The following is a 24,055-nucleotide window of genomic DNA, read 5'->3' as shown; positions in this document are numbered from 1 at the left end:
TATAAGCAACATTAATTATGAGTTGTTTTCACGTAGGAATAGTATGTACGTTTGTATTTGCCATGGTGTCACTGATACACAAATAGAAGCTGCAATAGATAATGGCGCAGAAACTATGAAGCAGCTCACTAATGAGCTTAATGTCGGCTCGCAATGTGGTAAATGCTGTCAGTGTACTAAGCGCGTACTCAATAAAAAGTTACTGCAAATTGCCGAAGCACAACCTAGAGTTGCTTAAACTTATAATTTGCTAATGAATTTCAACAGTTTTACAACATTACCAGCCGGATACAGCTAATCCATCATCGACTGTAAATAATTCTCTATTCCCGCATGAGCAATAATATATTGTTGCGACTCAATCCAATCGATTTGCTCTTCTACGTTTTCCAATAAGTCCTCAGCTAAATCTCTACTGATATAATCTTGTAACTTCTCACTCTCAACAATAAGTGTTTGTAAAGCCTTACGAGAGACATACTCTAAGTCCATATTCGATTGCAACATCTCTGCGGCATGTTCACCTATATGTAAACGGCCTAAATCTTGTAAATTGGGTAAGCCCTCTAAAAACAATATCCGTTCAATAAGGTCATCAGCTTGCTTCATTTTCTCAATAGAAAGTTTGTAATCGGCTTTGTTCAGTTTGTCCAACCCCCAGTTTTTGTACATGCGGGCATGTAAAAAATATTGATTAATAGCTATTAATTCAATAGCCAAAACACTATTAAGCAATGTAATAACTTGTTTATTACCTTTCATTTTAACTCCCCTTATCCTGGCAGGTGTTGACCCATATGAGATTGAATATAGTTTTGCAGACCTACTTTATCGATAAGACCCAGTTGTTTCTCAAGCCAATAAACATGATCTTCTTCGGTATCTTCAAGCAATTTCTCCAAGATTTCTCTACTTTGGAAGTCCCCCTCACTTTCACATAAAGTGATAGTAGCTTTTAATGCTGCTACCACTTCCATCTCAAGAATTAAGTCATTTTTAAGCATGCTAGGGACATCATTACCTATGATAAGATCTCGACGGTCAGTTAAATTAGGCGTACCTTCAAGGAACAAGATGCGCTTTATTAAGGCATCGGCATGAGTGATCTCTTCTTGCATTTCATGATCTAACTGTTCATAGAGTTTATCCAAGCCCCAGTCTTGATACATACGCGAATGAGTAAAATACTGATCAATTGCTGCTAATTCATTGTGTAACAAGCCATTAAGACTCGCTATAACTTTTGTATTACCTTTCATCTGACACCTCTACATAATAAGTAAAAAAAACACCGTTACTCCGTTGCCTTAAAGCGTAGTAGAAAGATATGAATTTATCGAATAAACTGACTAACGTCCTGTTACTAAGTGTTTATTTTTTAAGTGAAAACTATTAGCATTTGCATTAATACTTTATGGCTGATATTACCATGGGAAACTCATTTAAGATTCAGTAAGACTTCAGCCAAAAATTAGTAATTCGCGCAACAAATGGACGTCTAAACATCTAAAACTTGCTAATAATGAAAAATCGATATAGAATCCGCGTCCTAAAGAATTTTTGTGTTAATGAAGATGGTGTGAATCCATCACTGTACCCGCAACTGTAAATGATGTGATATTTTTTAAATAAAGTATTACTTCAAAGTCAGATAGCTAACCCAAAAAACTATACTTATTTTTTACCGTGCGGGAAAACACGAGTTTATTTATGTCGACACTCCTTAATATCTCTCAGCTAACCTGGCAGGTTCCAAATAAAGCTATCTTGCAAGACATTAACTTCAATGTACGCAAAGGTGAAGTGATCGGTATTATTGGGCCAAATGGTGCAGGAAAAACTAGCCTGCTACGTTGTATAACCAATCAAAACAATATTCTCGCCAACACCAATGTTACAGGTAGCGTGCAACTAAAAAATCGCGCCATAACGAAGTATAGTGCTAAAGAAGTTGCCCAACACTTTGCCCTAGTCATGCAAAAAAATGACACTATCTTTGCTCTGTCTGTACAAGATGTAATGAAAATGGGCTTATTACCGCACAAAACGCTTTTTTCACTAGACTGCGATCACGACAAAGCACAAATCAATTTAGCGCTAAAAAAAGTAGGCTTAGAGCAAGCGCTAAAAAGTCACTTTAATCAACTCTCTGGTGGCGAACAACAACGGGTATTAATTGCTAGGGCACTCGTGCAAGCAAGCCAAGTATTAATACTTGATGAGCCAACTAACCATTTAGATGTATTCTATCAACACCAGGTGTTGCAACTGGTCAACAAGCTCAATATCACCGTTATCATGACAGTTCATGATCTCAATTTAGCTAGTTTGTATTGCCAACGATTACTGCTCTTAAATCAAGGTCAGTTAATTTCTGATGGTAGTCCCGAAGAAGTATTAACACCTAAACAATTAAGCCAAGTATTTGGTTTGCCTTGTCAGCAAAGTATTGATGCCATGACCGGGGCAATCCAAGTATCTTTCTACTTGAAAAATACTGATAAACAACAAAATCAATATTCGGAGTTAGTTGATGAATAAGGTTGCTACTACCTTGTTGGCTTTAACAGTTTTAGTCATTTTATCTGCTATGGCGGCAATAACATTTGGACCTGCGGATATCGACTCCTCAGAGCTAATTACCTGCTTAGTGAGCAGCTGCCAAAACCCGATAGCCAATGTGATTATATGGCAAGTGCGTATTCCAAGAATATTAGTGGCACTCGTTGCGGGGATGGGCTTGGCCATTGCTGGCGCTATTTTACAAAACACTACACGTAATCCGCTTGCTGACCCTTATCTATTTGGTATTGTTTCCGGCGCTGGTTTAGGGGCAACAATCGCCAATATTTCACTAGCCGATAACCTCACTATAGCCTTACCTTTAGCAGCATTTCTAGGCGCACTATTTTCCGTCATCATTGTAGTATTTATCGCTAAGGTTCTACAGCGCATGGAGCAACTATTACTCGCCGGTGTTGCCGTTTCATTTATGCTCGCATCGATTACTCAATTTATTTTATATTTTGGTGAACCTTTTGCCACTAATCGCGTTATTTTTTGGCTTATGGGTAGCTTAGCGCGCGTAGAAATGAGTAATTTTTACGTCATTTCGAGTGTACTTATTGTCGCAATAATCACTGTCATAGCTCTACATAGGCAAATTGATGCACTGTTATTAGGTGATGAGAGTGCTGCCAGCTTAGGCGTTGATGTCGATAAATTACGTTTACTTATGTTAGGCATATGTGCCGCGCTGACCGCAACTATTGTTGCCTATTGTGGTGGTATTGGCTTTGTAGGCTTAATGATACCTCACATTGTTAGACAACTTATTGGCGTGACGACACTAAAACTAATTATTGGTAGTGCGCTAATTGGCGCTATATTTCTTATATGGGTAGATGTTATTGCCCGCTCTTCATTACCACACGCCGAAATACCCATTGGCATTATAACCTCGGCTTTAGGTAGTATATTTTTCTTATTTATCATGTATCGCTCTCGCGCGATTAGCTAATAAATCAATGTTTAATAAATCAACACAGTAGAGGTATCCCTATGACTGATGAAAAAATCACTGACAGCAACACTGCTGATAAGCACAAACAAAGAATGCAAAAGCTAAAAGAGAAAGTTGATTCTCGCATTGATAGTGCAACCGACGAGCGCGGTTTACTCATTGTCATAACAGGCAATGGTAAAGGCAAGAGTACCTCTGGTTTTGGCACCGTTGCCCGTGCCGTCGGTCATGGCCTTAATGCTGCAGTGGCACAATTTATTAAAGGTACATGGGCTTGTGGTGAACGACAATTGCTTGAAAATGCGGGGGTAAAATTTAGTGTTATGGGTACCGGATTTACCTGGAATACTCAAGACAAAGAAAAGGACATAGCCGCAGCAAAGCAGGTATGGCTCAAGTGTAAAGAGTTACTCAGCGATCCAAACCTTGATTTAGTGTTACTTGATGAGATGACATATATGCTGTCGTATAAATATCTTGATTTAGATGAGGTTATTGAAACTTTAAACAACCGCCCTAAGCATCAACATGTCATTATTACTGGCCGAGCTTGTCATCGTGCCATTATTGAGCTTGCCGATACGGTTAGCGAAGTGCAATCAATCAAGCATGCTTTTGATAGCGGCATTAAGGCGCAGAAAGGTATTGATTGGTAAACATCACTCGGCCTTTTTAAAACACCTCAGAGCTAGCACTTTTTAAGCTAGCTCTTTAATTTATGATCAAACTGAAACAACATAATGAAATTTACCTCTCTGCTTTTTACCTTACTATTAATTTCAAGTTCAGCTTATGCCATTCCTATTAAAGAATCGAATGAAGAAGCTAAGATAGAAGCAAGTAAAGACATAAGCAAACCAAGCATCATCGCCCTTGCTCCCCATATTGTAGAAATGCTTTATGACATTGGCGCAGGTGAGCAAATTATTGGTACCACAGCCTTTGCGGACTATCCTGAACAGGCGAAGAAAATACCGCGAATAGGTAATTATGTCCGTTTACAACTAGAGCGAGTAATAGAGTTACAACCTGATTTAATCGTCGCTTGGAAAAGCGGCAACCCAAGTGATGATCTAGCAAGATTAGAGCAATTAGGCTTTAATATTGTTTACTCTCAGCCGAACACATTCGAAGATATTGCCAAAGAAGTTCGCAGCTTTGCTAAGCTAACAGGTCATAGCGCCCAAGGTGAACAAGTAGCCAAAAAATTTGAGCAAGAGTTGGCACAAATAAAACAGCGCTACCAAAATAAAACGAAAATCACCGGTTTTTATGAGCTTTGGTCCAGGCCATTAACAACGGTTGCTAAAGGCAGTTGGCCACAGCAATTCCTGAATATTTGCCAAGTTAAAAATCCATTTGAAAGGGTGATAACTCCCTACCCGCAAATTAGTATTGAGCAAGTACTTCCAGCCTCAGTACAACTTATTATTCAGCCTCTGTCGATAAATCAAAAAGAGCGCGAAGGCTTTAACTGGCAGGATTGGACAATTATACCAGCAGTAGCCAATAAGCAAATAATTCAGCCTGATGCCGATGCCATGCACCGTATGTCAATTCGCAGCTTAACGGCATTAAAAGATTTGTGTGCAGCAATCGATAAAACAAGAACGATTTTGCAACAAAAAAATAACTAGCCTAACCGCTAGCCAATTAGAAGTATTTTAGGTGCCCAATAGTTTATTTGTGAGTAAATCTCATTTGAAAACTCAGGGTGAAACGGGAAATTGGTTAAACCAATACTGCCCCCGCAACGGTGTAAGCTACAGTTTTATTTAGCTCAAGTCCGGAGACCGGCCTAAAATTTAATTTATCATTGTCAGCACGGTGGGTGCTTATTACTGAGGAAAACATGAAAAAAACACTATTAGCATTAAGTATTAGCAGCCTATTCTACTCATCACTTTCTTTTGCCGAGAAAGCTAACGCCGTAATGATTGACAAGGCAGCTAAGGCCGATGAAACAATTGTCGTTACCGCGAACCGTAGCATTCAAGATAAGTTTGATACCTTAGCTGCTGTCGATGTATTCACTCGTGAGAGCATCGAGCAAATTCAACCACTATCAGTTAGTGACTTACTTGGCCGCGTAGCCGGTATATCAATCACTACTCAAGGTACTTCTGCTCATAAATCTTCAGCATTCATTCGTGGTACTAATTCAGATCATATTCTAGTACTAGTCAATGGTGTTCGTGTTGGATCTGCCACTCTTGGCGTTAAAAGCATTGCAGATATTCCTGTACAATTAGTAGAACGTGTAGAAGTAATTAGAGGACCAAGAGCTGCATTATGGGGCTCAGACGCTGTTGGTGGTGTTATCCAAATTTTTACTAGGGACTTAAATGCAGGTGAAGGCCAAGCAGGAATCAAGGTAGGTAGTAATAGCTTATACCAAGGTTATGGCGCGCTAGGATTTGGTAATGAGGAACATAGTTATACATTAAGTGCTACTGCTGAAAAATCTGATGGCTTTGATGTTATTGTTCCTGATGGTAGCAATATGTTTTCCGTCGACCAAAGTGATGATGATGGCTATGACCGCCAATCAGTAGGCCTTTCAGGTACTAGTCAATTTACCAAACAATATGCACTTGAATTAAATACGCAATACGATCAAGGCACTACCGAAATTGATGCAAATACCATGTACAGTGGTGATGAAACCAGTTACGAAAACTACCATGTATTATTAAGAAATCACCTACAGCTCGAACAACTTTATTTGCAACTAGGTTTAAGCACTTCTCAAGATAGCAATGAAGATAACTACAGTGATTACAATGATCAAAATGGCTTTAATAATCCCAATAGTTTATTCACCACAACCCGTGACCAAGTCACTGCTTTAGCACAAATACCCTTTGCAGACTCGTCAGAAGTAACAGCAGGCTTTGAGTGGTATTCGGAAAGCATTGATAGTAATAATGCTTATGATAAAACAAAACGCGATGCTAACGCCTTATTTGTCACTGGTCGTCATAACATTGAGCAGATTAAACTTGAAGCCTCTGTACGTTACGATAAAGTAGGTGACATAAATGGCGAAACTACCTACCAATTAGCGACAGGTTATCAAGTGAGTGATCAGTTGCTTTTCTCACTAAGCCACGGAACTGCATTCAAAGCTCCTAGCTTTAATGACTTATATTACCCTTTCTCTGGTAACCTTGACTTAATTTCAGAAACTGCTGATAGCTCTGAGTTTTTAACGCGTTATCAAAATGATATATTCTCTGTCGAAGTATCAGTCTACCAAACTAATATTGATAACTTAATCGAATGGGCACCCGTTGATAGCTCTGATCCATATAGCCCTTGGCAGCCGGATAATATTGCCCAAGCAGAAATATTAGGTGCTGAAGCAACTATTTCTGCAGATATAGCTGATACCAGCAACAGGTTAACATTTAGCCATGTTGACGCAGAAGATAAAACAACAGGGAAACAATTAGCTAGACGTCCAAATTTTTCAGCTAACTATAACTTTATCTATAACCTTGAACAGTTAGACTTTACTTTTGATGTAAATTATCAAGGCAGTAGCTACGATAACGCTGGCGCTGAAGAGAAAACGCTAAAAGCTTATACTTTACTGGATTTAGGCGTTAATTACCGTCTAAATAATAGAGTCAGCTTATTCGCGAAAGTAACGAACGTTACCGATAAAGGTTATCAAACTGCAAGTGAATATCCTGGGGCAGAACGTGGATATAGCCTTACTTTAGACTATAAATTTTAATACTAAAGTGAGTAAGCTAAATACTGATTAAGCTTTATAATTACAGTCACAATTTAGTAATGAAAAAGCCTGCAATCGCAGGCTTTTTCATCATTTAGAATAAGTTAATTAACACTGAGCTAATTAAAATGAAACTAATTAAAGTTTAAGGGCAAGTTCAGCTGCAGTTATATCTTTAACAAAATCATCCGTCAAATTCAAAGCACTATCACCTTGGTAATGTTTAATATAATCTTGGTAATTATTGGTCAATTTACTTTTAATTAAGTGCACATCTATGGTCTTTGGTTCAGAATCAATCTTAATAATATCTTCATACCCCTTTAATGGTGCACTTATCGCTAACAATCCTTTTTCAGGGCCATAAAAGGTCCATTTTGCCGGCATGGTTAAATCAGTAAAAGTAAAATTAATAATTGCCATAGGATAACCAGTAACAGCGCTATAGTCGTATCTATAGTCAGGCTTAATCTCATCAAAATCAGGGTAATCAAAAGCGGGCTCATACTGACCAGCCAGTAATATCAAAGAGTCACTCGCATTGGTTGAGATTACTTGGTGGATATTTTTACTAATAGCGCTTTTATAAAGACCATCATTTAGAGGAAAAGTAACACTGGCTTGAGACTGATAATAAGCTTCACTAACATAATTGTGGGTATCAAAAATAAGTAAGCTTTGTTCGTCTTTAGTAGCTTGTGTAAGAAAGTGCTTAACGCCTTTAATTAACTGACTATTACTAGTATCTTGGTATGGTTGATTTAATTGGAAGGTATTTGCAACGTCGAACACGGATAATCTCCAGACATCATCATTGACATTAAAATCATCAGTAAAGCCAGCCGCACCAATTTCTTTATCATTACTATCTGTACCTAGGATAGAAAATGAACTGAAAGGCCAAGCACCGTCTAAGGTACCGCATACCTTAACGCCCTCAAACAAAGTAGTGCCTTTATCTATTATACTGGAGCTAGTGAACTCTAAAGAACTTGTTACCGAGCTTTGTGTTTCAAAGGATCGATGTGACAGCTCAAGGTTTTTAGTGACACATTGACAAGAATCATTATCGACTCTGTCATCAAACTGCGCTTGATAATGCGATGGTGTTGCACTACTGGCTTGATAAAAGCTCTCTATATTCAAGCCTTGAGCTTTACTGCCCTGCTGATTTTTAGCTACCAAGGTGTAGTTAATAAACTCATTTTCTGTAACAAAGCTAATAACACCATTTTCATCGGGTTGGTAAACTTTCAGTGTTTGCCAAGTATTATCTTGAAGTAATAATTCAACTTCAGTGAAAGCACTAGGGATACCACAGTCATTGGTTAATTGTGAGGTTAAAGAAAAGTTGTACTCAACTGGTTCAACTGGAACTTCAGGGCTACTTGATGAACTACCCCCACAGCCCTGAAGGAAAATAGTTAACAATAAAGGTGAAATTAAAAATTTATTCAAGAGAAATCCTCAAGGGGTTATTTCAATAATTACAAAAATGATATCAATACCATTGCTTGGCCACACAAGTTGAAATAAATATACCTTTGGCAAAGCACGAGTAACCGAATTATACCCAGTTTTATTGGCAATTAGCTAACTTTTGTTATGGCTTACTTACTAACTACAAGCATTTAAAAAATAAAGTAAAAAATAAAAATAGTTAATTTTGACAATCACTTAGCTTATAACTAACAATCCTTGTTTTATTTAATTTCATTGTCTACGCTAATTTATAGCGTAACTTTTTTAGCTTTATTTTTAAGGAAAAGTTTCCATGAAATAATTCTTCATGATCCGTAGGAATAATAATGCTTATCGATATACAAAAAAAACTTAATATTAGTTTTCTCATCCTTACTCTTTCTGTCTTAGTCGCCTTGATTGATACTGGGCAAAATGTACTAGTAATCATTGTGCTTGGTTTGGTTGTTATTGCAGCCGGTTATTCCTGTTACTTTTTCCAAAAAGCTATTTCCTCGGAATATCAGAAAAAATTCATACAGATAGAGAAATCATCTTCTATTCAAAACCAAGACACTGTTCACGTAGAGCAATACCTAGATTTAGCACATCAAATAATTGAGGTTTGGGCTGGGCAAACCGCTTTAGCAAGGGGGCAAGGCGATGATAATATTAATCAATTAGCAACAAATTTCTCGCAAATTAAAGATCAATTAGCCGAGGCAATTAAAACATCACAAGAAACTTCTGGCGATATGAGTGGTGAGAATGGTCTAACGAACATCATTAGTCAGTCTGAGCAATCACTCAATGCCATCATCCAGTCTTTACATGATGCAATGGTAGGTCGTGATCAAATTTTAAGTGAAATTAATAATTTATCGACCATTGCCGAAGAACTTTCAAAAATGGGCGATGACGTCGCCGGCATAGCATCACAAACAAATCTACTCGCTCTCAATGCGGCCATTGAAGCAGCACGTGCTGGAGAGGCTGGACGAGGCTTTGCTGTCGTGGCTGATGAGGTAAGAACTTTATCTACTCGTTCCGGTGAAACTGGCGCCCGTATCACTAAAACGATTGAACAAGTCAATGCTACTTTACAAAACACTCTCACCAAAACCCAAGAATTTACCGAACAAGATGCGCTTATTATTAACGATGCCGAAGAAACAATTAAAAAAGTAATTGATGATTATAGCGTTGCTGGCGAGAAGATAATGCTTAGTGCAAATCAACTTGAGCAAGAAAACAATACAGTGCAACTAGCGATTGATGACGTCCTAGTGTCATTGCAATTCCAAGATAGAGTGAGTCAAATTCTTGGTCATGTGTTTGACGATATGAATAAACTTGCCCCAAACTACCAACAATGCCAGTTCAACTTTAGCCAAGGACAGCCTATTGAACCAGTAGATATTAATAAGTGGCTTAATAACATTAAACAGACTTATACCACATTAGAACAAGTTGCTGTGCACGATGGTAGTAAAAAGACTCAAGAAAATAAAAACGATGAAATTACCTTTTTCTAGAGGTAAATTCAGCAGTGCTAATTTAAATAAATGGTAGAAGAATGATGAGTAAAACAATCTTAATAGTTGATGATTCGGCCAGTATCAGACAAGTAGTATCTATTACGCTAAAAGGCGCTGGCTATGAAGTTATAGAGGCAGTTGATGGTAAAGACGGTTTAAGCAAATTAGATGGTAAAAAAATTCATTTAATCGTCTCAGATGTCAATATGCCTAATATGGGCGGTATAGATATGGTTAAGGCGATAAAACAAATGCCCGCTTATAAATTCACCCCTATTATCATGCTTACTACTGAAGCATCTGACGACATGAAACAACAAGGTAAAGCAATAGGAGCGAAAGCTTGGATGGTAAAACCCTTTAAGCCAGAGCAAATGTTGCAAGCAGTGACTATGCTTACCTAAGTACTTAGCATAAGGACGTTCTTATATTACAGCCAAGGTGGCTCACAAAGTAATAAATATGGTTGAGAGAACATGGCTGAAATAAAAGTAATACAGAAGCGGGATAACAGCACTGAAATAACTATTAGTGGTGAATTAACCATTTACTGTGCTATGGAAGCTTTTCAACAACACTTTCAACAGCTAAAAGTAAAAGAAAAAACACTATTTAAGCTTGGCAACATTAGCGAAATTGATACTGCTGGTGTGCAACTACTCGTTATGTTGATGAAAATAGTTAGCGAACAAAGCAGCAGCTATCGAGTGGTTAGCTTAGGAGAAGCCCTCACTGATTACAGTAACTTATTCCAGCTTAACCGCTACTTTGTAGACTTTGCAGATATTAGTGCACTGACCTCAGGTAGTGAAGAGGATAAGTCATGAGCTTAGATGCAGTATTGCAAACTTTTTATATCGAGGCTCAAGAACATTTAGAGTCAATGGAGAATATGCTGCTGAAAATGGATGAGGGTGAGTGTGATGACGAAATGCTTAATGACATTTTTCGTTCCGCACACACTATCAAAGGCTCAGCTGGTATTTTTGGCCTAGATCATATAGTTAATTTTACTCATGTAGTCGAAAACGTACTCGATCGTGCTAGAGACAATGAAATCGACATAGACAAAAATTTAATCGACGTTATTTTTAAGTGTCGCGATCATATGCAAAGTTTAGTTGCCGTCTCCCTAGATGAATATAACGCACAAACTGATCTACAGAAAACTGACAGTGATTTACTTGCAGCATTAGCTCCTTGGACAAGTACTGAGAATAAGCAAACAGTTGCACAAAATAATACTCCAGCAGAGAGCCAACTTGATAATAAGCTAACTAATGAAGGAGATAATGAAAACCTTTGGCATATTTCGCTTCGCCTATCAACAGACTGCCTTAGAAATGGTATGGACCCCTTATCCTTTATCAAATTCCTCAGCAGCCTTGGAGAAATTAAACACATAGAAACTATTATCGATAACTTCCCTCAAGTAGATAATTTTGATGCTGAAAGCCTTTATTTTGCTTATGAAATAGCACTCCAGTCTGATGCAAGCTTGGAAGAAATAGAAAATACTTTTATGTTTGTTCAAGATGACTCTGACATCACTATTTTACCTCCTACTGCTAAAATCGACGATTACCTTTTATTGATTGATAAGTTACCTGAGGAGAACCAAAGACTTGGTGATATTTTGGTGAATTGCGGCTCACTGACTAGACACTCTCTCGAGCAGGCATTAATTGCACAAAGTACAGTAATCACCGCCACTGGTGAACAGACAGTAACTCCGAAATTAGGTGAGCTACTTACCGAACAAAATAAAGTTTCAGAATCTATTGTAAGTGCAGCTTTAACTAAACAAAAACAAAATAAAAGCCAAGTATCAGAAGGTAAACAAATTCGTATTGACTCAAACCGCTTAGATCACCTAATTAACCTTATTGGTGAATTAGTGATCAACCAACAACGCATAGAATTACTCTCTAAAGGCGTAAAAAAACCACAGCTAACTGAAGCGGTTGATGATTTTGAAAATTTTACTAATCAGATTCGTGATGCAGCCTTAAGTTTGAGAATGGTAGCTATTGGTGGCACTTTTCAACGCTTTAAACGTCTTGTCAGAGATACCGCCCAAGAGCTAGGTAAGGAAGTTGAACTAACTATTGATGGTGCAGATACTGAGCTAGATCGCTTGATGGTCGAAAAACTCGGTGACCCACTCACTCATATTGTAAGAAATGCCATGGATCATGGCCTAGAGTCAATAGAAGATCGACAAGCTGCGGGGAAAAACACTAAAGGACAACTTAAACTAGCTGCCTACCATGAAGGCGGGCATATTGTTATTGCCATCAGTGATGATGGTAATGGCATTAATAAAGAGCGCATACGAGAAAAAGCTATCGAAAAAGGTATTATAAACACCGATTCTAAACTGAGCGATAACGAACTCTTTCACCTTATATTCCACCCTGGTTTTTCTACAGCTGCAGAAGTGACAAACCTGTCAGGAAGAGGGGTGGGTATGGACGTGGTAAAACGCAACGTAGAAGCCTTACAAGGCAGTATTGATATAAGTTCACAAGCTGGTAAAGGCTCTGAATTTAAAATTAGACTACCACTTACACTGGCTATTATTGATGGTTTCCACGTAGAAGCTAAAGGTACTCACTTTATCATTCCACAGGCGACAATCATTGAATGTATTAATTTGGCTAACCACCAAGATATCAAAGGTCGGCACTGTATTAACTTACGTGGTGAGATGATCCCTTATCTAAATATGTCTGAGATATTCAAGCTAACACCGAGTCGAGAACAGACGCTTGCCGATAATATTATACAGCACTCTCCTAAAAGAGAATTAGTTATAGTTCAATTCGGTAGTGATGTTGCCGGCATTGCTGTAGACACTCTTAATGGAGAAATCCAAACGGTGGTAAAACCTTTGGGTCCTATCTTTAAAGCTCTTAAGGGTATAGGCGGCTCCAGCTTACTTGGCAATGGCGAAATAGCTTTTATTTTAGATGTACCACAATTAATTGAATTAGCTATCGCCAATGAAATAGCCAGCAAAGTTTCCAGAGCTGAGAGTATGAATGGCCAATAAAATAGCTGTCTATGTAGACTCAGCTTTGAGCCCAAAAAGATAAGTAAAGATTACAAGCAATAAACTTATGAAAAATATGCCTACTAACACGCAAGAAAATGATAACTCGGAGAATATAATGGTGGATAAATCGAGCCAGTTCTTAACCTTTACCATTGCAAATGAGCATTTTGGTATGGACTTACATCAAACGAGAGAAATTATTGAATACGCAGGTATAACGCAAGTGCCGTTAATGCCGCAGTTTATTTCAGGTGTAATAAACCTTCGTGGTGAAGTTGTTCCTGTAATTGACTTAAGTGTTCGCTTAGGACGGCAACCTATAACTATTCATAAAAGAACTTGTGTCATCGTCATTGAACTGCACACAAGTGAACAACACTGTGTTTTAGGTTTACTCGCAGATGCTGTCAATGAAGTTATCGATATATCTGCTAGTAATATTGAAGACGCCCCTGCTTTTGGGGCCAAAATAAGAGCAGAATTTATTCAAGGTATCGCCAAAAAAGATGATGAATTCATTGTTCTACTAGATGCTGAAAAAACATTATCACCCAGAGAATTAGCCCACTTAGTTGAAGCTGAGCTGCAATAAGCCAGTTAAATAAATATAATTTTGAAAGCAGAGGACAACAACATGTTAGACAAAATAAGCTTAAAAGCCAAAGTTCTATTTTTGGGCCTGCTGGTTGCATTATCGCTGGTATTATTGAGCTGGAAAGCAGTCAATGAACTGTCGAGGTTTCGTGATTCAACCCAACTAAGTTTCACTTTAGTTGAGCAAAAAGTAAAAATACTAACAGATATAACTAATGCTCATGTTATTTTTAAAACTCAAGTACAAGAATGGAAAAATGTCCTAATTCGTGGCAATAGCAAAAAGCAGTTTGATAAATATAGTGCTCGCTTTCAAAAAAGTTCGGATAAAGTACAAGCTTTGTTGGCTCTCGCTATTAGTAAGTCTAAAGAGTTATCGCTTGATCCCCAAGCAATAATGAATGTAAAGAAAGCCCATGCAGACCTTAGGGTTTCGTATTTAGCAGCATTGAAAAAATTTGATAGTAAAGATCCCTTAACAGGGAAAAAAGTCGATAAAAGTGTCAGTGGTGTTGATAGACCTGCAAGTAAAGGTATGACTGAATTAGCTGAAAATGCGGATAAAGACTTTAAAGAGGTCATTTCTAATAATCAGCTATCAATGGAAGGTGAGTTCGTAAAAAATAAATCGGCCTTAGTTATGTTTTCATTCATCGAAGGAGTCATTATTATTGGGCTAATGCTTTTCATCTTTTATGATTTATTCAAAACTTTGGGGGGAGATCCTCGTTACGCGGCACATGTCTGTAATCAGGTTGCCAATGGTGATTTGAGTATTGAAATAGATCTAAAACACAATGATAAAACGTCCTTACTTTCTAGTATCACTAACATGAAAAACCAATTAGCCACCATTATTCACGATGTTAGATCCTCTTCAGAAGCGTTATCTTCCGCCTCTTCCGAAGTGAATTCCACCGCACAAACTATTGCTAAAGGCGCGTCAGTACAAGCAGCTAGTGTTGAAGAAACGTCAGCTTCAATGGAACAAATGTCAGCTTCCATTTCACAAAACAATGAAAATGCTGGCATAACAAATGGTATGGCGCAACAAGCGTCTAAAGAAGCAACTATTGGTGGAGAAGCCGTATCTAAAACGGTAGATGCTATGCAAAAAATTGCTGAAAAAATAAGTGTCATTGATGATATAGCTTACCAGACTAATCTATTGGCACTTAACGCTGCTATTGAAGCTGGTCGTGCAGGGGATCACGGTAAAGGTTTTGCAGTAGTAGCTTCTGAAGTAAGAAAACTTGCTGAACGCAGCCAAGTCGCAGCTCAAGAAATTGGCGAGTTAGCAAAGGATAGTGTTAAACGCGCTGACTTAGCCGGTAAGTCTCTACAAGAAATGGTACCTTCAATTAATAAAACCGCTGATTTGGTACAGGAAATAGCTGCTGCATCTTCTGAGCAAGCCTCAGGAGTTCATCAAATTAATGAAGCCATAGCCCAAGTAAATCAAACTATGCAACATAATGCTGCTGCTTCAGAAGAGCTTAGCGCAACCTCTGAAGAAATGAATGTGCAAGCACTACAGTTGCAAGAGTCGGTAAACTATTTCACTTTAGAAGTCAGCCCTTTAGCTAAATCAATATCATCTAGTAACAGCTCAGCTATAAATAATGGTTCAAGCTCAAAAGTAAAAAAAACAGCGAGTAAGTTAATCAAAGGTGGCAGTAATAGAGATGATGATGATGACAAATTTGTAAGCTATTAACTTTCTGTATTTATTAAACAGCCATCCCCTTGCTTATTAAGTAATGAGTATGGAATTGTAAAATTAACACACATGACTATGGTAGAGAATTCAAGGGTTAACTGTAATGACTAATTTTGAAACATTACCTTCAGAGGAGGTTTATACACTTTTTCAAAAACTAGTTTATGACAAGCTAGGCATTCATTTAGCTAAACAAAAACGCATGATGCTAGGTCATCGTTTACTAAAACGGGTTAAGCATATTAAAGCGAATGGTTTTTCCGATTATTTTCGTTTTATTAGCCATCCAGATAACGACCATGAGTTAGAGATCGCGCTAGAATTAATGACGACTAACGAAACCTTTTTCTTCCGTGAAGAAAAACACTTTGAATATATGGCAAAGACTATTCTACCCAATATAAACCCTAATAAAGAGTATAAAGTGTGGAGCGCTGCTAGCTCTTCAGGTGAAGAGCCATACAGTATAGCGATGTTACTTAATGAACATTGCTCAGCACCTTGGTCTGTTGTTGCTTCTGACGTTAATAAATCAGTATTAGCCCATGCGAGAAAAGGCATCTATATTGATGATAGAACTAAATTACTGCCACATAAATATCGCGAAGCCTATTGTGTTAAAGGCACTAATGAGTTTGAAGGTTACATGCGAGTAAAACCTGAACTAAGAAATCGATTACATTTTTTTTCGTTTAATTTACTCGACAGTATGTCAAGTTTAGGAAAATTTGATCTAATATTTATTCGTAATGTCATGATCTATTTTGACGATAAAACACGACAAAAAATAATTAATGGCTTACAGCAATGTTTAAATGAAGGGGGCTACCTGTTCATTAGCCACTCAGAGACATTGCATGGCTTAGAGCATTCATTTGAATTGATAAAACCGGCAATTTACCGTTGCTAACGTTAAAGAAAGCCAATAAAGATAAAGCTATTTATTGGGAGAGGGTCGATGACCTTAGATAAGAGTTGTATTAACTTGCAACCTGGTGAAGTTTACTTTTCTCAGTCACTGGATGGTAATACAACAAAAGAATTAAAAACGATTTTAGGTTCTTGTGTTGCAATAACAATTTGGCATTCAAAGAGTAAAGCCGCAGGTATGTGCCACTATTTATTGACACAAGAAGCAAAGAACTCGAAAGCTACACGTATAATGCAAAAATATCGCTATGGCGAAGAAGCACTTAATTACTTACTAAAAAAAATGGCATTGCTTCACCCTCTCGATGAGTATGAGCTAGCGATCTACGGAGGCAGTAATATGTACCCAAGCTTAACTAGTCCTTCAATAGGAGAAATGAATGTGATATTTGCCCAAAACTGGGCAAATAAAAATAAGCTAGTATTTATTAAGCAGGATACTTTAGGCAATAACGGACGTAGTGTAACTTTAGATTTAAGCACAGGTAACGTCAGCCTAATTACCTATAACAATAAAGGGGCCTTCGGTGAGTATTAAAGTAATGATCGTTGATGACTCGGCTGTTGTAAGACAAGTCATATCACAGATACTAAATGATTCAACAGACATTGAAGTTTATGCTGTAGCCAATGACCCCATATTTGCATACCGTAAAATGCAAAAACAATGGCCTGAAGTCATTGTATTAGACATTGAAATGCCCCGTATGGATGGCATATCATTTTTAAAAAAAATTATGTCTGAGCGGCCTACACCAGTTGTTATTTGCTCATCGCTTGCAGAGAAGGGAGCTGAATTATCTTTAAATGCTTTAGCTGCAGGAGCTGTTGATATTATTACCAAACCACAAATAGGACTGAAAAATTTTCTCGAAGAAGCAGCCAGTAATATAAAAACAGTGGTCCGCGCGGCAGCCAAAGCTAGGTTACAAAAAACGCTTGCCAGCAGAGTAACTATTGAGACTGCCCGCCCCTCCTCTGAAATTAATAATATAAACACTAAATCTATTATTAACTCGGTGTTAAGCCACACTAACCTAGCTGAGAAAAATGATTTAGTTTCCATGAGTCATACCACTGATAGAGTTATTGCTATTGGCTCATCTACTGGCGGAACGATTGCTTTGGAAAAGGTATTAACGGCTCTGCCCGCTACCTGCCCCGGAATTGTCATTGTTCAACATATGCCTGAAAAATTTACCAAAGCCTTTGCTGATAGACTAAACTCTTTATGTGAGTTAGAGGTTTTAGAAGCTAGCTCTGGCGATAGGATTATCCCTGGTAGAGCACTTATTGCTCCCGGCGGCAGACATTTGCAAGTGAAACGTTCAGGAGCACAATATATAACTATTGTCTCTGAAGGCCCTGCAGTTAATAGGCACTGTCCTTCTGTTGATGTTTTATTTAACTCTTTAGCAAGTAGTGCTAAACAGAATGCAACGGGCATCATTTTAACGGGAATGGGTAGTGATGGCGCTCAAGGCTTACTTAAAATGAAAAATGTAGGCAGCAAGACCATGGCACAAAATGAAAGTTCCAGTGTGGTCTTTGGCATGCCTAAAGAAGCGATAAAGTTAGGTGCAGCGCAAAAGATTGTTGATTTAAGTGAAATAGCAGATTTGATTAAGCATTAAAAATAAAAATAAAGCTTAATAGTTAAATTAAACTTATGAGTGACTATATGAATAAATTAAATATATTAGTTGTTGATGACAGCGATGTGCAACGAAACCACGTAATGACTATGTGCCTCGAACAAGGTGTTGCTGATGTCGTAGGGGCTATTAATGGAGTAGACGCCATTGAAAAGTTATCAGAAGATAAGTTTGACCTTGTTTTTATAGATTTAGAGATGCCGATAATGGACGGTGTTGAGTTATCACGTAAAATTGCTAAAGATAAATTGGCCAAATCAGTAATAATTTTAAGCTCAAAAGACCCTTCACTTATTTCCAGTATTGGCACAATGGCTGAATCTGATGGCTTAATTGTCTTGGGTACATTTAAAAAACCAATGCAAATTAATGATTTAGAAAACAGCTTGAACAGATTAGCAAGTAATACTAATACAAATGAAAGTCATAAAATATACAATAGATTAGAAATTGATGACTTAATAAGTGGCATACAAAAAAAACAAATCACTTTATATTATCAACCAAAATTAACAAGTAAGGGCTTATTACTCAAAGGGGTTGAAGCTTTAGCTCGATGGAACCACCCCAAGCTAGGTTTTGTCTCCCCAGTTGAGTTTATTACTGCGGCAGAGGAATTTGGAATTATCTCTGAATTAACACATTATTTATTTGATATAGCACTCAAACAAAAAGTCCAGTGGCGAGATCACGGTATAAACTTTCATCTCGCTTTCAATTTATCCCCTTTATCTCTAGCAGACAGTGACCTTGCTGACAAAATTTCTAGCCAGGTCGAACTCCATCAAATAGAGCCAAAAGATATTGTTTTAGAGGTTACTGAAAATGCAATCTGTGGTGAGATATCAACAGCAATAGAGACCTTAGCAAAATTAAGGCTTAAAGGTTTTAAACTTGCCATTGACGATTATGGAACCGGCTTTGCTAATGCCCAGCAACTATCGAGAGTACCCGCAACAGAACTAAAATTAGACAGAATATTAGTCGATAATGTTGCTACTAGGCCCCAACAGTTGGCCATTTTAAAAAGTACTGTCAACCTTGCCAAAGATTTAGGCTTAACAACAGTAGCAGAAGGTGTAGAAAACTTTGATGACTTTAAATTACTTTTTCAACTAAAAGTAGACTTAATACAAGGGTATTATTTTGCTAAACCAATGGACGCTAAAGCATTAATCCATTGGATACAAGTCGACTTAGCTAAAATAAGGAAAGACTTGCATGAAAAACAAGCCCATGAGAGTGGTAATTAGCTTCCTTAAAGCGTTATAAAGTGGCCTCTAATACAGTATGGCAGTTGGGGGTTATCCAATCTAACTGCTTTTTCAAAGTGCTTAAATTGAAAGGTTTAACCATGAAACCTGTTACTTCACCAGCAATAAGTGCCATTATTTTGGCCTTATCATCTTCACAAGAAACCATCAGCACAGGCAATTTATATAGTTTTTTATCATGTCTTATTTTACTTAACAATTGCTCGCCATCTAAATTAGGCATATGTAAGTCTGTTATTAGCAAATCATAATCATGTGTTCTCAACATTTTCAACGCGTGCAAACCGCAGCTTGCTTCATCTGGGTCGACATGACCTAAACTTATTAGCATATGCATCATCACTTGACGCATTGATGGCATGTCATCAACTACTAATATTTTCATTTTATCAAGTCCTTCTGGTTGAATTACCATCTACAAATAAAATATAAATGTAGGAAATACGAATAAATTATAGCGCTAGATAATAGTATTTCCACCAGTGCATCTATAAGTTCTTAAAAACTGATACGTTGAGTATAAAAAGAATAGTAAACCAATCTTTTTGTAAAGTACACTTGACTCAAAAGACAATGAACACTACAGTAAAAGTCAAATGAACTTTACATATTTATTTCATCTAAAAAAAGAGAGTTTACTTATGTCAAAACAAAAATGTGAAAATAGCAGCTACCAAACAAAAAATAAGACTAATACAGTCACTTTAAGGAACTGGACTACAGCTTGGCTGATCACCATGGCAATAGCTGCTTTTGCTCCAAAATATATTTGGGAGTTCAACACAGCTTTAACAATTACGGCTGTGCTTATAAACCTTGCTGTAGGTTTTAAAATGTTAATTGTCAACAGAGACTATTTACGTGGTTTAGATGAAATGCAACGCACTATTTTGCTTGAAGCTATGGCTTTAGCGCTCGGTGTTGGCTTGGTTATTGGCTTAAGCTATGAACTGTTAGAAGATATAAAGCTAATTACGTATCAGCCTGAAATGCCTCATATAGTTTTCTTGATGGTAATAACCTATGGCTTGGCCGTAATATCAGGCCATAGGAAGTATCAATGAAAAATCGTCTAAAAGTATTACGTGCCGAGCGAGACTGGACACAAGCTCAACTTGCAAGTGCCTTAGAAGTATCAAGGCAAACGATTAATGCCATTGAAAAGGGTAAGTTTGATCCCAGTTTACCCTTAGCATTTAAAGCGGCAAGGCTGTTTAACTTAACCATTGAAGAAATTTTTCAGGATCAAGTTGAAACTGTATAAATTAATTAACTGTAGATTAAATTAAAATCATAGAGCGTTAATAAAATCTTGTAACATACTTTAGTAACGCATTTTTTTTATATGCCAGTGAATTAGAATTTAGCCGCGGCATAAAATTCTATAACCTCACCTGCTGTAGGGTGCTTTAGTTTTAATGTTTCAGCATGCAGATGTAAACGCTTTGCGGTAGTGCCATATAAATCATCACCGACAATTGGCGTGTTAAACCCTAAGTGATGTGCACAATGCACTCGCAATTGATGAGTTCGCCCTGTTTTAGGATATAAGTGTACTCTCGTTAACGTTTGGCCATTTTGTTCTTCAAAACCAACTCGTTGCCATTTTGTTTGAGCTTCTTTGCCGGTATCGAAACAAACCATTTGTCTAGGTCTATCATCAAAGTCACCAGCTAGAGGTAAATTTATTAGCCCCTCTTTCTGGTCTATTAACTGTTTTGGGCAGCCAGATAATAAAGCAACATATCTCTTTTCAACAGTGCGCTTGATAAACTGTTGCTGCAAATTTTTATGAGCTTGCTTAGTTAACGCTATAACCATCAAGCCTGAGGTCGACATATCAAGACGATGCACAATAAGTGGTCCTGTTGCTTTAGGGAAGAGTAACTTCATTCTACTATGAACACAGTCACTAATACTTTTGCCTGGTACCGACAAAAGTTCGCTAGGTTTATCGATAACAGCCATCACATCATCTTGATAGATAATTTCTACATTTTTATCTTTTGATAAATTTTTCAACATCGGGTTATCATCAATAATCATACCGCTGAGCATATGCGTTAATATAGGTTGGCATTTACCAATACAAGCGGTATAAAAATTTTTATGTTGCCTTACTTCAGACTTAGGTGATTTTCCCCACCAAAACTCGGCTAAAGCAATAGGTTGTAAGCCAACTTTAAAGGCGTATTGTAATAATTTTGGTGCTGCACAATCCCCCGCCCCCGCTGGTGGTACACCGTATTTATTATGGAAAGCTGTATCAATAAATAAGTCTGTTAAATTCTTCACTTCTTGATTAATGTTTAAAAAACGATATTGCGCAAACAACTTCTGTTGCAGTGTTTTAGACATTGACGATCTTTTATTTTTTATCGAGGTTATTACATCAAATAAACTGTCTACTGCTTGTTGAGCTTTAATTGTCTTTTCTTGCCAAGTGAGTTTCAAATACTTTAGTTCGTTTTTATCCGCAACACTTTCTTTCGCCAGCTGTTCTTTCAATTGAATAAATTCAGCATCTAACAATGATTTTTCAGCTAAGACACGTCGAGCTTTTCTTGCTTGCCTTTGGCGTAAATTTTTACTGTGCAGTTGAGAAGTCGCTTGCTCAGCAGAAGATAATAGATGGGCTAAAATCTGTTTTTTTAAGGCTAGGTCTGGATTAGCTTCTAACAAAATAACCTGGTTATTAAGTTCATTAATCATTTTTTGTTCGTTTTTAAAAAACTCGGCTTTGGTTGAGTCATCTACCAATGGCACAAAATGACGCAGCTCATTATTTTCAGCTAAAGCTCCTGAGAAACCAGAAAGATAACCTAGAGTCCCTTGCTTATTTTTAACAATCAGTACACCAAACATCTTGCCACTTTCGTTATAATCAAACAGCGATAAGGGCAGTTTAATTAAAGTATCTTGTAACTCTTTTGCTGCCACTAAACATAAAGGGTGTGGCTGATAATAAAAAGGGAAAGTAAAACGTTCAGGTAAAGTATAAGAATCAATAGGGGATTTAAAACGAGTAAAACATGGCTCAATCATTTGCATAGGTAACACTCAAAACTTGTACACCAAAGAGAAGTACATCTAGGATAAAATATCTCAATTCAATATTGATAAGGTTAATCAAAATCTATAATAGTTATTTTAAGCTGTTGTCACATTGAGAACAATCTAAAAAATTTCTTTATCATTAATTGCTTTTCATTGATTAATAGCGAATGCCCCCCATCTAAAGCAGTAGAAATTCATTATGTCCTTTATTATGCGCTTACTAAAATCAACGATTCATCCTGACGTTCACTCTTCAGGTATTAACTGCTCAGAGACGAAATGTTTCATTCGAAAAGCGAGCAGAGCCATAGTACTTAAAGGTGAGAGTATTTTATTACTTTATACCAAGCGCTATCACGACTATAGCTTACCCGGCGGTGGCATAGATAAAGGTGAAAGTAATATCGACGGTCTAGTTCGTGAGCTTAAAGAAGAAACTGGCGCTCATAATGTCAAAAACATTGTCGAGTTTGGCCTCTATGAGGAGTTCAGGCCATGGCATAAAAATAACTTTGATATTGTTCATATGCAGTCTTATTGTTATACCTGCACCATTGATGATGAATTACTTGAGCCTGAACTTGAAGCCCATGAGCTGAGTAATGGTATGTATCCCATATGGATGAATATCCATCAGGCCATAGCTCACAACGAAGAAACAATGGCTAAAAGTGATAAGAAAGGTCTCTCCATAGAACGTGAAACCTTTTTACTAAAGCGCATTGTCAGCGAGTTATTAACCAAATCCGTACTGGCTTAATTTCCAGCCTAGTTATTTGCTTAGCTATTTGCTCAGTTATCACCAAATAAGACATCTTGCTGGTGATCTACCCATAACGGATGTTTTGCCATAACTTTAGTAAAGACAGAACTTTGTAAGTAACTATTTAGCCATTGCCTTACTTTTGGGTAAGGTGATTGCAAATACCATTGCCGTTCTATTCGTGCAAACTGTCGAATAAAGGGGATTAACGCAATGTCAGCTAAACTTTCTTTATCTGAGATCAAATAGCTGTGCTTTGTTAACGCTTGCTCTAATTTTTTAATGTAAAGCTCACATGCATCTCGGCACTGGGCAACATTATCTTCCTGATAACGCTTCGCACATTTGTACGCCTCTAAACATCTTTTAAAATCGTTGTCGAATTCAGTTATAAGCAAAAGCATTGCTGATAAGGCACCGTCTTGCTGACGATGCAATAAATCAGCGGGATCTGTTTCGTGCAATGCCCACAGCATAACCTCTAAACTTTCTTCGATCACAATACCATTTTTTAGCACTACTACTGGCACAGTACCTTTGGGAGAAACGGCCATCATTTCTACAGGTTTATTACTTAATACTAAATCTCGTAATAATACAGTCTGCTTCGCTTTAAAAATAGCTAATCTGGCGCGCATGGCATAGGGACAGTTTCTTAACGAATAAAGAATAGGTAAGGTACTTGTGTCATTAGTGTTTTCATTAAAACGTTCATTCATTGCTAGCCATATTCCGCACTG

24 protein-coding genes, 1 pseudogene and 2 riboswitches are annotated in these 24,055 nt (G+C 37.4%); of the genes and pseudogenes, 19 read left to right on the top strand and 6 right to left on the bottom strand.

From position 1 onward, the window contains the following. Positions 1–43 precede the first annotated feature (43 nt). Entirely contained in the window at positions 44–238 is a 195-nt protein-coding gene (locus GAB14E_RS09890; protein ID WP_033082700.1) for a (2Fe-2S)-binding protein, read from the top strand. Between the two features lie 56 nt (positions 239–294). On the opposite strand, the gene bfr (GAB14E_RS09895) is transcribed toward GAB14E_RS09890, so the two are convergent. Further along, positions 295–762 carry a bacterioferritin gene (gene bfr, locus GAB14E_RS09895; RefSeq protein WP_033082699.1) on the bottom strand — a complete coding sequence of 156 codons (468 nt, stop codon included), beginning with the start codon at positions 760–762 and terminating at the stop codon, positions 295–297. Between the two features lie 11 nt (positions 763–773). Continuing rightward, on the bottom strand, positions 774–1,259 hold the full coding sequence (gene bfr / locus GAB14E_RS09900) for a bacterioferritin (protein ID WP_033082698.1): 486 nt from the start codon (positions 1,257–1,259) through the stop codon (positions 774–776). A 266-nt stretch (positions 1,260–1,525) separates the two neighbouring features. Then, positions 1,526–1,674: riboswitch (cobalamin riboswitch) on the top strand. A 36-nt stretch (positions 1,675–1,710) separates the two neighbouring features. On the opposite strand from bfr (GAB14E_RS09900), the gene GAB14E_RS09905 reads away from it, so the two are divergent. From GAB14E_RS09905 to GAB14E_RS09925, 5 genes are all read left to right on the top strand, one after another. After that, complete coding sequence (locus GAB14E_RS09905) at positions 1,711–2,541, top strand: ABC transporter ATP-binding protein (RefSeq protein WP_033082697.1); 831 nt, start codon at positions 1,711–1,713, stop codon at positions 2,539–2,541. Further along, positions 2,534–3,520: a FecCD family ABC transporter permease gene (locus tag GAB14E_RS09910; RefSeq protein WP_033082696.1), complete on the top strand. Its 987-nt coding sequence runs from the start codon at positions 2,534–2,536 to the stop codon at positions 3,518–3,520. The genes GAB14E_RS09905 and GAB14E_RS09910 overlap by 8 nt, the downstream gene beginning before the upstream one ends. A 41-nt stretch (positions 3,521–3,561) precedes the next feature. Further along, positions 3,562–4,179 (top strand): cob(I)yrinic acid a,c-diamide adenosyltransferase, encoded by a 618-nt coding sequence (gene cobO, locus GAB14E_RS09915; RefSeq protein WP_033082695.1) that lies wholly within the window; start codon positions 3,562–3,564, stop codon positions 4,177–4,179. An 84-nt stretch (positions 4,180–4,263) separates the two neighbouring features. Next, positions 4,264–5,160, top strand: coding sequence for a cobalamin-binding protein (locus tag GAB14E_RS09920; protein ID WP_033082694.1), 897 nt, complete (start codon positions 4,264–4,266; stop codon positions 5,158–5,160). Positions 5,161–5,172: 12 nt separating this feature from the next. Then, positions 5,173–5,339: riboswitch (cobalamin riboswitch) on the top strand. Between the two features lie 36 nt (positions 5,340–5,375). Continuing rightward, positions 5,376–7,265, top strand: coding sequence for a TonB-dependent receptor domain-containing protein (locus tag GAB14E_RS09925; protein WP_033082693.1), 1,890 nt, complete (start codon positions 5,376–5,378; stop codon positions 7,263–7,265). Between the two features lie 138 nt (positions 7,266–7,403). Here GAB14E_RS09925 and GAB14E_RS09930 read toward each other — a convergent pair whose 3' ends face one another. Next, positions 7,404–8,723, bottom strand: coding sequence for a hypothetical protein (locus GAB14E_RS09930; protein WP_033082692.1), 1,320 nt, complete (start codon positions 8,721–8,723; stop codon positions 7,404–7,406). A gap of 350 nt (positions 8,724–9,073) precedes the next feature. On the opposite strand from GAB14E_RS09930, the gene GAB14E_RS25560 reads away from it, so the two are divergent. From GAB14E_RS25560 to GAB14E_RS09970, 10 genes and pseudogenes are all read left to right on the top strand, one after another. Further along, positions 9,074–10,261 carry a methyl-accepting chemotaxis protein gene (locus GAB14E_RS25560; protein ID WP_052093738.1) on the top strand — a complete coding sequence of 396 codons (1,188 nt, stop codon included), beginning with the start codon at positions 9,074–9,076 and terminating at the stop codon, positions 10,259–10,261. A 44-nt stretch (positions 10,262–10,305) separates the two neighbouring features. Next, entirely contained in the window at positions 10,306–10,668 is a 363-nt protein-coding gene (locus GAB14E_RS09935) for a response regulator (RefSeq protein WP_033082811.1), read from the top strand. A gap of 72 nt (positions 10,669–10,740) precedes the next feature. Continuing rightward, entirely contained in the window at positions 10,741–11,091 is a 351-nt protein-coding gene (locus GAB14E_RS09940; RefSeq protein ID WP_033082691.1) for an STAS domain-containing protein, read from the top strand. Continuing rightward, complete coding sequence (locus GAB14E_RS09945; protein WP_033082690.1) at positions 11,088–13,319, top strand: chemotaxis protein CheA; 2,232 nt, start codon at positions 11,088–11,090, stop codon at positions 13,317–13,319. Before GAB14E_RS09940 ends, GAB14E_RS09945 begins: the two co-directional genes overlap by 4 nt. Before the next feature lie 67 nt (positions 13,320–13,386). Then, the gene (locus tag GAB14E_RS09950; RefSeq protein ID WP_197061208.1) at positions 13,387–13,914 is read left to right on the top strand and encodes a chemotaxis protein CheW; all 528 of its coding nucleotides are present in this window, start codon (positions 13,387–13,389) and stop codon (positions 13,912–13,914) included. A 1,053-nt stretch (positions 13,915–14,967) separates the two neighbouring features. Beyond that, positions 14,968–15,483: pseudogene (locus GAB14E_RS25685) on the top strand (methyl-accepting chemotaxis protein); the annotation flags it as partial. A 256-nt stretch (positions 15,484–15,739) separates the two neighbouring features. After that, entirely contained in the window at positions 15,740–16,546 is an 807-nt protein-coding gene (locus tag GAB14E_RS09960) for a CheR family methyltransferase (protein ID WP_033082688.1), read from the top strand. Between the two features lie 48 nt (positions 16,547–16,594). Continuing rightward, positions 16,595–17,104 carry a chemotaxis protein CheD gene (locus GAB14E_RS0123080; RefSeq protein WP_052093737.1) on the top strand — a complete coding sequence of 170 codons (510 nt, stop codon included), beginning with the start codon at positions 16,595–16,597 and terminating at the stop codon, positions 17,102–17,104. After that, entirely contained in the window at positions 17,094–18,200 is a 1,107-nt protein-coding gene (locus tag GAB14E_RS09965) for a chemotaxis response regulator protein-glutamate methylesterase (protein ID WP_331386600.1), read from the top strand. Before GAB14E_RS0123080 ends, GAB14E_RS09965 begins: the two co-directional genes overlap by 11 nt. Before the next feature lie 47 nt (positions 18,201–18,247). Further along, positions 18,248–19,474 carry an EAL domain-containing response regulator gene (locus GAB14E_RS09970; protein WP_197061207.1) on the top strand — a complete coding sequence of 409 codons (1,227 nt, stop codon included), beginning with the start codon at positions 18,248–18,250 and terminating at the stop codon, positions 19,472–19,474. 13 nt (positions 19,475–19,487) lie between these two features. Here GAB14E_RS09970 and GAB14E_RS09975 read toward each other — a convergent pair whose 3' ends face one another. Further along, positions 19,488–19,880, bottom strand: coding sequence for a response regulator (locus tag GAB14E_RS09975; RefSeq protein WP_052093736.1), 393 nt, complete (start codon positions 19,878–19,880; stop codon positions 19,488–19,490). Positions 19,881–20,136: 256 nt separating this feature from the next. Between GAB14E_RS09975 and GAB14E_RS09980 the strand changes: the two genes are divergently transcribed. Continuing rightward, a complete protein-coding gene (locus GAB14E_RS09980; protein WP_033082686.1) occupies positions 20,137–20,559 on the top strand; it encodes a membrane protein in 423 nt (140 codons plus the stop codon). Next, positions 20,556–20,759, top strand: coding sequence for a helix-turn-helix transcriptional regulator (locus tag GAB14E_RS09985; protein WP_033082685.1), 204 nt, complete (start codon positions 20,556–20,558; stop codon positions 20,757–20,759). Before GAB14E_RS09980 ends, GAB14E_RS09985 begins: the two co-directional genes overlap by 4 nt. A gap of 92 nt (positions 20,760–20,851) precedes the next feature. On the opposite strand, the gene GAB14E_RS09990 is transcribed toward GAB14E_RS09985, so the two are convergent. Beyond that, on the bottom strand, positions 20,852–22,546 hold the full coding sequence (locus tag GAB14E_RS09990) for an RluA family pseudouridine synthase (protein ID WP_033082684.1): 1,695 nt from the start codon (positions 22,544–22,546) through the stop codon (positions 20,852–20,854). 205 nt (positions 22,547–22,751) lie between these two features. On the opposite strand from GAB14E_RS09990, the gene GAB14E_RS09995 reads away from it, so the two are divergent. Next, positions 22,752–23,312, top strand: a complete 561-nt coding sequence (locus GAB14E_RS09995) for an NUDIX hydrolase (protein WP_033082683.1) — start codon at positions 22,752–22,754, stop codon at positions 23,310–23,312. Positions 23,313–23,344: 32 nt separating this feature from the next. On the opposite strand, the gene GAB14E_RS10000 is transcribed toward GAB14E_RS09995, so the two are convergent. Beyond that, positions 23,345–24,034 carry a glutathione S-transferase gene (locus tag GAB14E_RS10000; protein WP_052093735.1) on the bottom strand — a complete coding sequence of 230 codons (690 nt, stop codon included), beginning with the start codon at positions 24,032–24,034 and terminating at the stop codon, positions 23,345–23,347. Between the last annotated feature and the right edge of the window lie 21 nt (positions 24,035–24,055).

Source organism: Colwellia psychrerythraea, assembly GCF_000764185.1.
Classification (GTDB): Bacteria; Pseudomonadota; Gammaproteobacteria; order Enterobacterales; family Alteromonadaceae; genus Colwellia; species Colwellia psychrerythraea_B.
Note: the sequence above shows the minus strand (reverse complement) of the source record. Positions and strands in the feature narration are given on the sequence as shown.